At 44.7% G+C, this 12338-nt stretch carries 12 protein-coding genes and 1 pseudogene; 11 read left to right on the top strand and 2 right to left on the bottom strand.

From position 1 onward, the window contains the following. Positions 1-82: 82 nt before the first annotated feature. Positions 83-1708 (bottom strand): murein biosynthesis integral membrane protein MurJ, encoded by a 1626-nt coding sequence (murJ, locus tag Q0R35_RS19065; protein WP_295622166.1) that lies wholly within the window; start codon positions 1706-1708, stop codon positions 83-85. 238 nt (positions 1709-1946) lie between these two features. Between murJ and Q0R35_RS19060 the strand changes: the two genes are divergently transcribed. From Q0R35_RS19060 to hisH, 9 genes and pseudogenes are all read left to right on the top strand, one after another. Further along, positions 1947-3062, top strand: coding sequence for an AI-2E family transporter (locus Q0R35_RS19060; RefSeq protein ID WP_295622165.1), 1116 nt, complete (start codon positions 1947-1949; stop codon positions 3060-3062). A 90-nt stretch (positions 3063-3152) separates the two neighbouring features. Next, on the top strand, positions 3153-3698 hold the full coding sequence (psbP, locus tag Q0R35_RS19055; RefSeq protein ID WP_295622163.1) for a photosystem II reaction center PsbP: 546 nt from the start codon (positions 3153-3155) through the stop codon (positions 3696-3698). A gap of 28 nt (positions 3699-3726) precedes the next feature. Then, positions 3727-4314: a nucleoside triphosphate pyrophosphatase gene (locus Q0R35_RS19050; protein WP_295622161.1), complete on the top strand. Its 588-nt coding sequence runs from the start codon at positions 3727-3729 to the stop codon at positions 4312-4314. A gap of 19 nt (positions 4315-4333) precedes the next feature. Then, on the top strand, positions 4334-5095 hold the full coding sequence (locus tag Q0R35_RS19045) for a hypothetical protein (RefSeq protein ID WP_295622159.1): 762 nt from the start codon (positions 4334-4336) through the stop codon (positions 5093-5095). A 23-nt stretch (positions 5096-5118) separates the two neighbouring features. Beyond that, the gene (gene lgt / locus Q0R35_RS19040) at positions 5119-6021 is read left to right on the top strand and encodes a prolipoprotein diacylglyceryl transferase (protein ID WP_295622158.1); all 903 of its coding nucleotides are present in this window, start codon (positions 5119-5121) and stop codon (positions 6019-6021) included. Between the two features lie 27 nt (positions 6022-6048). Further along, complete coding sequence (locus Q0R35_RS19035; protein ID WP_295622156.1) at positions 6049-6387, top strand: rhodanese-like domain-containing protein; 339 nt, start codon at positions 6049-6051, stop codon at positions 6385-6387. 428 nt (positions 6388-6815) lie between these two features. Beyond that, positions 6816-7908, top strand: a pseudogene (gene hrcA / locus Q0R35_RS19630) (heat-inducible transcriptional repressor HrcA). A 358-nt stretch (positions 7909-8266) separates the two neighbouring features. Further along, positions 8267-8977: a DUF2834 domain-containing protein gene (locus Q0R35_RS19020; RefSeq protein ID WP_295622153.1), complete on the top strand. Its 711-nt coding sequence runs from the start codon at positions 8267-8269 to the stop codon at positions 8975-8977. 35 nt (positions 8978-9012) lie between these two features. Further along, positions 9013-9642: an imidazole glycerol phosphate synthase subunit HisH gene (hisH, locus tag Q0R35_RS19015; RefSeq protein ID WP_295622167.1), complete on the top strand. Its 630-nt coding sequence runs from the start codon at positions 9013-9015 to the stop codon at positions 9640-9642. A gap of 117 nt (positions 9643-9759) precedes the next feature. Here hisH and Q0R35_RS19010 read toward each other — a convergent pair whose 3' ends face one another. Beyond that, positions 9760-11157 carry a glycosyltransferase family 4 protein gene (locus Q0R35_RS19010; RefSeq protein WP_295622152.1) on the bottom strand — a complete coding sequence of 466 codons (1398 nt, stop codon included), beginning with the start codon at positions 11155-11157 and terminating at the stop codon, positions 9760-9762. Between the two features lie 266 nt (positions 11158-11423). Between Q0R35_RS19010 and Q0R35_RS19005 the strand changes: the two genes are divergently transcribed. Both Q0R35_RS19005 and Q0R35_RS19000 read left to right on the top strand, forming a co-directional pair. After that, positions 11424-11588, top strand: coding sequence for a hypothetical protein (locus Q0R35_RS19005; protein ID WP_295622151.1), 165 nt, complete (start codon positions 11424-11426; stop codon positions 11586-11588). Positions 11589-11633: 45 nt separating this feature from the next. Continuing rightward, positions 11634-12206, top strand: coding sequence for a WcaF family extracellular polysaccharide biosynthesis acetyltransferase (locus tag Q0R35_RS19000; protein ID WP_295622149.1), 573 nt, complete (start codon positions 11634-11636; stop codon positions 12204-12206). Positions 12207-12338: the final 132 nt, after the last annotated feature.

Below are 12338 nucleotides of genomic sequence, written 5' to 3'. Positions count from 1 at the left end.
CCACAGGTAGGGGCAATTCATGAATTGCCCCTACCTGTGGAAACCAGCCGGGGATATTATCGGCAGTTTACTCGATTTATATCTATTTCTTAAATATTTTGCGTTTAATCTGTCCGGCAAACTTATCAAATTCTGGTAACTTAAATTGAGATACGATCGCAATATACACCCCAAAACCGATGCCCGCAGCTAAAGCTAATTGAATCAGCAGGGTAAGCTTATTACTAACTGGAATGAATTGCTGCCAACCGTAACTTACACCCCAAGTGATGCCGCCTGTAACTACACTGGCTAAAAATATCCCGCCTAGTGGCAAAAATCCGCGCCACGGCAACCCATTCAAGCGGCGATTTAGTAAGAACAACATTACTGAAAACGAAATGAGATTGATACAAACCGTTGATAACGTAATCCCCGCCGCGCCTAATGGCTTCCAGAATAAATAATCAAACAAAAAATTGAAGAAGATATTCACCATACTAATTTTGAATGGCGTACTACCATCGCCGAGCGCGTAGAATACCCGCACCAAAATATCCCGCGCCAGAAAAATCGACATCCCCAAACTCGATGCAATTAAAATCGAGCCGACTAAGAGCGAGTCTTGGGTTTTGAACGCCCCATTCTGATAAACTGTCTGGACGATCGGGAAGGCTAGGGCAATCATAATCGCACTCAATGGCATCATCGCAACCCCCGTCAGGATTAGTCCCTGACGAATCCGATCCTTGAGTTGAGTCCAGTTACCGGGATCTGTCAACCGCGAAAATTCGGGTAGTAAGGACGCTAAAATTACATTAGAAATAATGCCCAACGGTGTCTGAATTAACATTCCTGAATATTGCATCGCCGAGGCTGCACCGACAATCCCCGAAGCAAAAGCATTATCGATAAATAGATTAATTTGCAGCGTACTAGACGAAAATGTAGCAGGGCCGAGAATTTTCAATACATCTTGCACTCCCTGTCGCCGCCACTCAAATCGAGGTTTAATCGTCCCCAATCCGAATCGCCACTGGGTGACAACTTGCATCAACCATTGCAAAATTGCCCCGATTAATACCGTACCTGCTAGTACTTTACCGCCCAAAAGGGCGTATTCTGGCAGCCCGATATTCGGCCCCAAATAGATCGCTAAGATCCCTACCCCGATAATCGTTGCTGCGCTAGATAGGAGCGGACTGATGGAGGGTAACCAGTAAAAATCAGCCGAACTGAGGGTACCGAAACCAATGCCGATAAAGCCCGCTAGCACTGCCATTGCGGACATGATTTGCAACTGTTCGATCGCACTTTGGCGAACTAGGGTACCTCTAGCAATATCGCCAGCATGAATTAAGTTCGGCGCGCTCAGATCGATCGCATTGCTGGCAAAACAGAAAATTAAGATACTCACGCCGAGTAAAATAATACCAACGATCGTCGTAATTGTTTCGACAATTGGTGCGGTTTGCGATTTATCTTTTTCTTTAGCGAGTACACTCACGATCGCACTATAAAACGGCCCGTTCATGCCACCGAGTAAGATTAGTAAGAAGCCAGGAATTGCGTAAGCATAGGTAAATGCCTCAACCACGATGCCATTCCCAAAGGCGGCGGCGAGAGCCACCTGGCGCACTAATCCAAAGACTTTACTAATCAGGGTGGCAGCAGCTACAATTCCAGCAATACTGGCGATCGATTTGGGAGTTTTTTTCGATTCAGTCACAAATATCGAGCGGGATTAAATACTCACCTATCTTAGTCTGAGTTGCGATCGAGATGGGAGATGGGAGTTGGGAGACGAGAGGACGGGGGGGACTGGGAGACGGGGAGACTGGAAGACTTTCAATAAAAAATCTAAAATCATCCTTACTCCTTACTCCCATCTCCCATCTCCCATCTCCCATCTCCCATCTCCAGACTCCCATCTAGTCTTAGATGTCGATCGTCGCTTAAACTAATAAATGAGCTATCGTCGATCCCTAATGCGCCGTTTCCCAACCAATCTTCAAAATTTAGCAATTATCGGGTTAGGATTCCCAGTTATTGGACTCAATGTGTGGGTGCTGTCGCAGTTTTTCAGATATTTCGAGCATCTGATTACGGTATTGACAATTGCCGCACTGATCGCATTTTTACTCAATTATCCGGTTAAAATTCTCGAACGCATCCATTTTCGGAGATTACCCGCGATCGTGGTAGTTTTATTAATTACGCTCGCCTTATTAACTATCCTAGGTGTGACGGTGGTTCCGAATGCGCTCGAACAAACTACCGAATTAGTCAAGCAGGTACCGGAGTGGATTCGGGCGAGTAATGAAAATATTAATGCGTGGGAGGAATGGGGTAAAGGGAAGGGGTTATTACTCGATTTTAATGTCTTGCGGAGTCAGATTAATGCCAAGATCGATACTCAATTACAAATTATCGGAGCGGAAGTAGTCGGATTGGCTGTAGGTACGCTCTCTGGCGCGATCGATACTCTGTCGATAATTGTCTTGTCGATTTATATGTTGCTGTATGGCGATAAATTATGGCTGGGAATTGTCTCGATTTTACCCGATCGAATTAAGTTACCGCTGAGTGATTCGTTACGGCTAAATTTCCAAAACTTTTTTATCAGTCAGTTGCTTTTAGGCACATTTATGGCATCGGTACTGACACCGACTTTCTTTTTTCTAAGGGTGCCATTTGGGTTGTCTTTTGCAATCTTTATCGGTGCATCCGAATTAATCCCATTTATCGGTGCGAGTTTGGGAATCGGATTGGTAACGGTCTTGATTATGTTAAAAAACTTCGGACTGGGAATTTCGGTATTAATTGCAGCGGTTGTCGTCCAACAAATTAAAGATAACTTATTAGCTCCCAAGCTGATGGGTGAATTTATCGGTTTAAACCCGATCGCAATTTTAATCTGTCTGCTGGCTGGCGGACAAATTGCCGGATTATTGGGCATCATTGTCTCGGTGCCGATCGCGGGTACGATTAAAGGGACTATCGATAAAATGCGCCAACTGTCGCTTAATTCCTTCTCCCAGACAGAATATGCAGGCGAATCGGTAGATATCGAGCAAGATTAGCCAGTCGCGATCGGGTAGGAATCGTCAGCGTTAGCAGCAAGTAAGTCTATAATTGTTACCGATAAGCACTGCGATTAAATTAAGAATTTTATGTGGAAACAAGCTACCGTGTCATTAATGCTGGCACTGGCGATCGTCTTACAAATTAATGTCGCACCTGTCAAAGCTGCGGGACTGCAAGGTTATATCGATACTGGCGATAGTTATAAATTTCTCTATCCCAATGGTTGGGTAGCTGTCAAAACCACCAAAGGTGCAGATATTATTTTTCATGACTTGATCGAATCGAGTGAAAATGTCAGTGTCGTGATCAGTCAAGTCGATAAAGACAAAAAACTCAGCGATTTGGGTACAGCCTCCGATGTTGGTGAGAAACTGGGTAAAAATGCGATCGCACCACCAGGATCGGGACGGGAAGCCGAATTGATTAGTGCCGAAAGTCATGAAGTTAAGGGTAAAACCTATTATATTCTCGAATACGATGTCAAACTTCCCACCAGCCATCGCCACAACATCGCCAGTGTAGTTGTCAGTCGCGGTAAATTATTTACCTTCAATGCCTCGACTACCGATCGACGGTGGGCGAAAATGAAAAAGGTCTTCGGTGAAGTCATCAATTCCTTCAGCGTGGCATAAATCGCCACCAGCCCCCCGCCATCCAACTATGACTACTAACTTTGTCTTGGCTTCTGCTTCACCCGCTCGACGACGATTACTCCAAAGCATCGGGATTAATCCGCTCGTCTGCGTGAGTAATTTTGATGAATCTCAGATTCAGCTAACAGATCCGGTGGCGTTGGTGGAGACATTAGCACAGCATAAAGCCGAAGTTGTCTTAGATCGAGTCAGCGATTCGCTAGTATTGGGTTGCGATTCGGTATTTGTTGTCGGTAAGGAAATTTTTGGCAAACCGCCAAACCCCGCTGTTGCATTTACGCGCTGGCAACAAATGAGGGGCAACCAAGGTACGCTGTACACCGGGCATGTATTAATCGACCAAATCCAGCAGCGAACCGTCGTCCGGTGTGGCATTACTCAAGTCTACTTTGGGCGAGTCACCGACGCTCAGATTCAGGCATATATCGCCACAGGCGAACCCTTAGTCTGTGCGGGCGGTTTTGCCCTCGAAGGTAAAGGCAGTGCTTTCGTTGACAAGATAGAGGGGTGTCATAGCAATGTTATCGGTCTGAGCCTGCCATTACTGCGATCGATGCTGGCAGAACTGAGCTACGATCTGAGTAATTACTGGTAAATCCTGTTACACAAACACTATGATTTCCAGCCAAGAATTTCACCAAAAACTGCAAGCCGGAAAAATTCACGAAGCTTTGACTTTAGTAATGCAATCGGCAATTGAATTAGATATCACTACCCGCATTACCGAAGATCTAGAGCAGAATCAGTCCGAGGGTGGCGAATATCTGCGTACCAAAATCGATCTGCTGACAGGAACTGTCGAAAATGAAGTCAGTAAAAATCTGCTGACAGATAATCTTAATTATCTTAAACTGCAACAATTACATCTCGATCGCATTAATAATACCCATCAGATCGTTCGAGATTGCTTACATCAAATTCGGGCAATTTTGACAGTTTTACCCCCAAGTGCAATCGAGAATATGTCGATACCTTCAGACACACAGAGCGATCCGACAAATCTAGCTCATCCATTTTTGGCAATCCCAGATGACGATCTCGATCTGTCTGTCGAGCGTGATGGCGATGTGTGGGAAGAATGGGTTGAAGATGAAGAATTTATGCCTGGAGTAGGTATCCCTCAACCGCCAGCAGCTTCGCCAATGCTAACTTTACCCGATCGCGCCCAACATTCACCCCTACCCAGACAATTTTACCCGATCGAAGTCAAACCGATCGCCTCTCGATCTACACCCACACCAGTCGATGCACCATCCGCATGGGACAAATTTGCCCCCGAATATATCGAAATTAGCACCGAGCCACCACCGCGACGCACGATCGACAGCAATACAAATCGTCATCTCAATGAAAGATTGACAAATTCAGATATTTAATGTTCCCTATCCCTTAATCGAGTATGTTAGCTGAATTTATAAATTTGCCGACTGTGGGGATTGAAAATTTATTTTCTATCCAGCAATTTTCAGACTTCAATCTTACCGCGTTCGACTCAACTAGAGCGATCCTGGCGTGGACATTTGTATCTCCAGGAGAAGAGATTCTAAAGATTGGCTTTGTCAGATTAAAGTGGTATGGATTATTGATTGCGACAGCAGTTTTAATCGGTGTAAATTTATCGATGCGCTTGGCAAAATCCCGACAAATCGATCCAGAATCGATCGCGGATCTCTCGATTTGGTTGGTATTAGGTGCTATTCCCTCCGCGCGACTATATTATGTCGCCTTTGAATGGCAGACTTACTCTCGACATCCAGAGCAAATCATCAAAATTTGGGAAGGTGGCATTGCCATTTACGGTGCGATTATTGGTGGTGCGATCGCAGCGATTATTTTTGCTAAAGTAAAACAGATTTCATTTTGGCAATTAGCAGATATTGTCGCACCTTCTTTGGCTTTAGGGCAAGCGATCGGACGGTGGGGCAATTTCTTTAATTCTGAAGCTTATGGATCGCGCACAGATTTGCCCTGGAAGTTATATATTCCCAACGAGCGCGATTATTTTCATCCGACTTTCTTATATGAATCTTTGTGGAATTTACTAGTATTTGGCATCTTAATGTGGTTATTTATCGATAATACTCGCCATCATCGGTTAAAAACAGGTTCGCTGTTTTTAGTGTACCTAATTGCTTATGGAATCGGACGATTTGGGATCGAAGGTTTGCGAACCGATAGTCTGATGCTAGGTTCGCTCAGAATTTCGCAAATTGTCAGTTTAGTTAACATTACGATCGGCACACTGGGTTTGTTATGGTTATATATTCGACAGCGTAATCTACCAGATGTGTTAGACAGTTGACAACAATAATTTAGCAGCAATAGATCGATGACTTTTACCGAAATTACTGTAACCGAACTTGCCATAAAACTCACCGATCCTGACAAACAGTATCAGTTTGTGGATGTGCGGGAACCCGAAGAATTAGAAGTAGTATCGCTACCGCAATTTATCAATCTACCATTGAGATCGTACTCCGAATGGTCGCCAGAAATTTATAACCGCCTGGATAAAGATACCGAAACCTTCGTTTTGTGCCATCATGGAATGCGATCGGCTCAGATGTGTCAGTGGCTCATCGAGCGCGGCTTTACCCAAGTTAGCAATATTATTGGTGGCATCGATGCATACAGCCATCATGTCGATCCTAGCTTGCCCAGATATTAGTCAAACGTTGGTAGCAATGACCGCGATCGGTTACGATAGTATTCCTGACGGGGATCGCATCCCCAAGCTAAGATCGATCGGTTACAATTCATTCAAATTTCTTAATGCTCTTGCGGTAAGATTTGCCAGTAACTAATAATTACTCCGCTCGGCAACATACATCTCAATACGGTTCGGTTAAGAACAGATCTCGCTCTAATTGCTCCGGCTTAGGTTGGAATCCCCCTCAATCCCCCTTAAAAAGGGGGACTTTAAAGCCCCCTGCTTGGTGCGCTACACTGTCGGGGAACCCGAACAGTTCGCACATCCGCTTTTTAAGGGGGTTGGGGGATTTAGATCTCAAACGAAGCTAACCGAACCGTATTGATACACATATTGTCTACTATAGAGCTACCATAATTCGTAATTCCGCACAGCGGTATTAGGCTATGTCATTCGATCTGAACCAGCGTCATCAACAGATTTTGCGAGCAACTATTCGCCAGTATATTTCTACTGCCGAACCTGTAGGCTCCAAAACGCTAGTAGATGGCTACAATTTGAATATTAGTCCAGCGACAATTCGCAGTGGGTTTGCAACTCTAGAAAAAGCCGGATTTTTGTATCAGCCGCATACTTCCGCTGGAAGAGTTCCCTCCGATTCGGGTTATCGTGTATATGTAGACAGGTTGATTCAGCCATCTTCTACCATCGGTCGTCAAGTAGCCGGATTATTAGCCGATAAACTCGATGGGGATGCACGGAGTGTCGAAGCAACTTTGCGCGGCGCGGTAGAAGTACTCGCCACTCTCAGCGGCTATATTACAATGATTACCTTACCCCAATCGCGGCGTTCGACAGTCAAGCACATTCGTGCGATCGGAAGCTAGTAAAATTATGGTCATTGTAGTTTGGGATTCTTATGAAACTCAATCGATTTCCATTGGGAAACCCCAAGCTTTACCCGTCGATGAAGAATTATTCGATCGAGAACTACAGGTATTATCAAACTTCTTAAATAGCAAGCTGCGCGGTAGGTCGTTACTCGAAGTATTAAAATTAGATTGGAGCGAATTAGATCGACAATTTCAACAATATGTAGATTTAGTGAGCAAGTTATTTATCGATTTGTCTAAGCAAGCTAAACCCATTCATGCATCCCAAATTATGATTTGGGGCATATCTGAAGTCCTCGGTCAACCAGAGTTTTCACAATTACAACAAGTCAAAACATTGCTGCATTTGTTAGAATCAGAACAAGACAAAGTTTGGGAACTAATCTTTAATCCACATCTCAATACCAATATTAGTGCGTCATCTTCTTTAGAGTCGCGACAATCTAAACTAGAAATTAGGATCGGTACCGAAAATCCACTAAAACCAATGCAGGCTTGTACCTTAATTTCTACTAACTATCATCAAGACTCAATCCCAGTTGGTAGTGTTGGCATATTAGGCCCCAAACGGATGCTGTACGAAGATTCGATCGCACTAGTAGAATCAGCCGCTGAATATATCTCAGCCGCCATCAGTAAAGAGTAACAAGTAAGAAGTAATACTAGTAAAAAGTATTGAATCTAACGTGAGTTTCTCCTTTCGCAGAGGCTACGCCAACGAGATAAGGAAAATTGATTTGCTCCGCTCAAGCACCGCCCTGAACTATAAGTGTATCCTTCGGATAGGCTTCGCCAACGGGCTAATAGCAAAAGTCCATTGAAATGGACTGGGTAAAATAATGCAGTTCGTTAAAACGAACTTTTGCTATTAGCCCCAAATTCATTTGAGGGCGGTGTGTAAACGAAGCTATGAATCCTCTATCGTCCATCCTAAACACGAACTGACGTTAATCTAGCTATAAAATAAATAACTCATTCCCTATCCACTATTCACTCTCCCCTAAATGAATAAACTTATTTTTGGATTGCTATGGCTGGGATTTGTGGGATATGCTTTTCTACTAGCACCACCCGATCGAGCGAATACACTGCAACTAATTATCGATCTTTCTACAGGTAAATGGCAAGGCATAAATCCGGCGATCGTGGCTTTGTTTAACCTGATGGGTATTCTACCCGCAATTTACGCCTGTCTGATGTTAATTGATGGTAAAACTCAAAAGATTCCTGCTGGATTATTTTGTGCGGCATCTTTCGGCGTTGGCGCGTTTGCAATTTTACCTTACCTCGCCTTGCGAGTACCTAATTCTAATCTGGAACGCGATTCTTGTTCCAAGAGGCTTCGCCAACGACAGCCAGCGGGCGAGATCGCTCGTCGTGGTATCATTAAACTAGTAGATTCGCGATGGTTAGGGATTGCTTTGACGATCGCCACAATTATCCTACTCACTTACGGGATCGGGCAAGGAAATCAGATCGATTTTATCCAACAGTGGCAAACCAACCGATTTATTCACGTCATGAGTTTGGATTTTTGCCTGTTGTCATTACTCTTACCCGTCCTAATTACCGACGATATTAAGCGTCGCAATTTTAGCAACCCTCAATTGGTAAAAATAATCTCATTAATTCCCTTATTCGGCGCATTATATTATCTGTGCGTCCGTCCCCCTTTACTTAATACCGATCGAACCCCCGCGCCGACAGTGGCTTAAACAGACAAGCCTGAAAATTGACACTCTTGCCACCCATGCTCAAAATTGCCGTTGTAGACTACGATATGGGAAACTTGCACTCAGTATGCAAAGGATTGCAACATGCAGGTGCCCAACCGTTAATTACCCATCTACCATCAGAATTAGCCAGTGCTGATGCGATCGTCTTGCCAGGAGTTGGCTCGTTCGATCCCGCAGTCAAAAAAATTCGCGATCGCGATTTAGAGCAACCACTCAAAGATATTATCGCCAGCGGCAAACCATTTTTAGGTATTTGTCTGGGGTTGCAAATTTTGTTCGATCGATCCGATGAAGGCACAGAAGCTGGCTTAGGCATAATTCCCGGTATCGTGCGTAAATTTAAGCCAGAACCCCATTTAACCATCCCCCAAATGGGTTGGAATCAAATCCAGCTTACCCAGTCAACTTGTCCGCTGTGGAGGCAAATAGATACCGCTGCGTGGGTTTACTTCGACCATTCCTACTATGTCGATCCGAGTTTGCCATCAACTACCGCCGCCGCTGTCACCCACGGCACCCAAACCGTTACCGCCGCGATCGCTCAAGATAATATTATGGCAGTACAGTTCCACCCCGAAAAGTCTTCGACAACGGGTCTGCAAATTCTCACTAATTTTGTGAGGGTTGGAATGACGAAGTTGTAAGTAAAATTTATAGCAACTATATAGGCTATGTAAAAGGGTAGTGGTGCGAGTTTATTCAAACAGGCAAACAAAAAGTAGGGGCAATTCATGAATTGCCCCTACTTTTGTATCGGTTACTTATCCATGTGCCGATCGATGTTGACGATCCACCGATTCGATCGACTGAAATAATGCGAGATAATCTCTGGCGATTTTTTCAGAAGTATAATTTTTGCGACAAAATTCGCGACCAGAGCGACCTAATTCGCTTGCCATGCGAGGATTTTGACTCAACCGCTGTAAATATGCAGCTAACTCTTGACTTGCCCCATTCCGTACGGTTGTACCGCAGTTAGCTTCAGCAAAGACCCCATTTAGGTAAGACTTGGCTGGACAAATACTGACGATCGGACGACCCGATGCTAACGCCGAATAGAGCTTACTCGGAGCGACTAAACCTTCCATCCCCTCACTGACACTGACGATCGATACATCGCAAGCCGTTAGTGAATAAGGCAAGTTTTCACGAGATTGATAAGGCAAAAACAAGCAATTTTTCAAACCCAGATCTGCCACCGACTGCTGAAATTGCTTGCGCTTTTCACCACTACCGATAAACACAAACCGGATCGGCGTATCTCGCAATAGCTTCACCGCACCCAATAGGGTGTCCATATCGTGACACCGACCCATATTGCCCGAATACAAAACTGTAAATGGTTCGACTAGTCCGTGTTCGCGTGCGAACCAATTCTCATGCTTAGGTCTGGGCACGATCTGTTCGGGATCGACCCAACTGGGAATAATGGCAATTTTCTCCGCAACATCTGGTTGTTTGGCAACAATCCGCTCTTTCATATTCTCGCTCAAGACAATAATTGCCTCAGCGTGTTGCCAAGTCAGAGAGTTCAACCGATTCCAAACTTTGACCAACCAATGATGCTTTTTAATCACATCTAACTCGATCGCGATATCTGGATACAAGTCATATAGCAAACAAACATACCGAATATTGCAGATCCGGCTGAGTAAATAGCCTAGTAGCGGTAAAAATGGCGGTGCGGTAGTCAGTACCACAATTCCCTGCTCATTAGAGTGGCGGAGCAGATGCAAAGCAGTGCGGATAAAGAAGATGACACCAGCAACCGCCTTACCCCGAATCCGTTGCGGCCAAAACCGGGCAGCCTGAGAACGACGAATGCGTAAAGACTCATAATTTTCCGTCCGGGGCGAATCATCTCGATCGAAAGCATAGGAGGGTTGACTGGTAAATACCTCTACCCGTCCAAAAGGTCTCAGATGATGGGCTAGCTCTTCGATCAGTTGACCTGTTGCCGCATAATCTGGCGGAAAAAACTGATTGATAATTTTGAGATCGATCGGGGTATAAGTTTTCAGAAGCTCACTATCTTGACGTTCTTCAACAAGAGGATAATCTTTCCACGGAATCGGACGAGGAGTTTGAATAATATCGATTTTGGTAGAGAAAGGCATATCGCTAGCTTGTGGGGAGGAATGCTTAATAAATGCAGCCATTATTTTTTATCGGTCTTGTTGCACGGCAGATTGAAGATCGGCAAAATTAATGAATCAGATGATACATTACTGCTCGATCGACCCAAACTGTAAGGATTACAGAAGATTTATAAATATAGTACCCCTATTATTTAAATAGATAACTAAAATTTATGACAACCTTTTGGCTACTTTTGTGCATTCAAGCTGAAAATTTGGTTTGAACACCTGGCTCAGAGGGAAAAAAGGGGTTTAAGCTGTCGAAAAATCGATATGCTTCGTTAATTTTGATATCTTACTATAGTATTCCCCAAAAAACGCTCTTAACTAGATCTGAATCGAATCTTATCGAAAACAGAGCGGCAGACTCGATCGCCCGATTATTTTTTATCTCTGGCTTGTTAACTAATCTCAGCAACAGTATCGCCGATATCGAGCGGCTGAAGATGTGATAATCGATCTGTTGCTAACAAAGTCAGGGTGAGGAAATTACGACAATGCGATTAGATCGATATACGGTGGGCGAATATTCTCCAGGTGCCCCACTGTGGCAGCAAGTTGCTTGGTATTATCTAGGATCGCCAGTCGTAAATAGTTACTGGATCGTCGGCTCTGGCTTTAAATGTGCCGTGCTGCGATGGTTTGGCGCGCAAATCGGCGAAGGCGTACGCATCAAACCAGGAGTGAAAATCAAATTTCCGTGGCGGCTGGTTGTCGGCGATTTTGTCTGGCTGGGTGAAAATTGCTGGATCGATAATGTGGCACTAGTGACGATTTCTAGTCATACCTGCCTATCGCAAGGTGTATATCTGTGTACTGGCAACCACGATTGGAGCAGCCCCACCTTCGATCTCAAAGATCTGCCCATTCACATCGGCGCAGGCTGCTGGATTGCCGCTTTAGCGGCAATCGGGCCGGGAGTAACAATCGGTGACGGTGCCGTGCTATGTTTGGGCAGCGTGGCGGGTCGATCGCTCGATCCGATGACAGTTTACGCCGGGAATCCCGCCCAACCGATTAAGCAGCGAAAAATAACAGCGATCCCCGATGCTGTTTTAGGTGATTCCTGATAAAGAATATACCGCCTGAACTATGATTAAAATGATTAATGGATGACTATGATTATTTCATAGACTGGGCTGCGCCCAATAACGCACCGTTACCTGGGGAAACCCCAAGAACGCACTTTTCCCTAATCACAG

This window comes from Chamaesiphon sp. GL140_3_metabinner_50, from assembly GCF_025361915.1.
Taxonomy (GTDB): Bacteria; Cyanobacteriota; Cyanobacteriia; order Cyanobacteriales; family Chamaesiphonaceae; genus Chamaesiphon.
The sequence above is the reverse complement of the archived record's forward strand: the minus strand, read 5'-3'. Positions and strand labels throughout refer to the sequence as shown.

Excerpts from the sequence above, each read along its gene's own strand:
- Q0R35_RS19060 (WP_295622165.1), top strand. The coding sequence starts at position 1,947 with ATGAGCTATCGTCGATCCCTAATGCGCCGTTTCCCAACCAATCTTCAA.
- psbP (WP_295622163.1), top strand. The coding sequence starts at position 3,153 with ATGTGGAAACAAGCTACCGTGTCATTAATGCTGGCACTGGCGATCGTC.
- Q0R35_RS19050 (WP_295622161.1), top strand. The coding sequence starts at position 3,727 with ATGACTACTAACTTTGTCTTGGCTTCTGCTTCACCCGCTCGACGACGA.
- Q0R35_RS19045 (WP_295622159.1), top strand. The coding sequence starts at position 4,334 with ATGATTTCCAGCCAAGAATTTCACCAAAAACTGCAAGCCGGAAAAATT.
- lgt (WP_295622158.1), top strand. The coding sequence starts at position 5,119 with ATGTTAGCTGAATTTATAAATTTGCCGACTGTGGGGATTGAAAATTTA.
- Q0R35_RS19035 (WP_295622156.1), top strand. The coding sequence starts at position 6,049 with ATGACTTTTACCGAAATTACTGTAACCGAACTTGCCATAAAACTCACC.
- Q0R35_RS19020 (WP_295622153.1), top strand. The coding sequence starts at position 8,267 with ATGAATAAACTTATTTTTGGATTGCTATGGCTGGGATTTGTGGGATAT.
- hisH (WP_295622167.1), top strand. The coding sequence starts at position 9,013 with ATGCTCAAAATTGCCGTTGTAGACTACGATATGGGAAACTTGCACTCA.
- Q0R35_RS19010 (WP_295622152.1), bottom strand. The coding sequence starts at position 11,157 with ATGGCTGCATTTATTAAGCATTCCTCCCCACAAGCTAGCGATATGCCT.
- Q0R35_RS19000 (WP_295622149.1), top strand. The coding sequence starts at position 11,634 with ATGCGATTAGATCGATATACGGTGGGCGAATATTCTCCAGGTGCCCCA.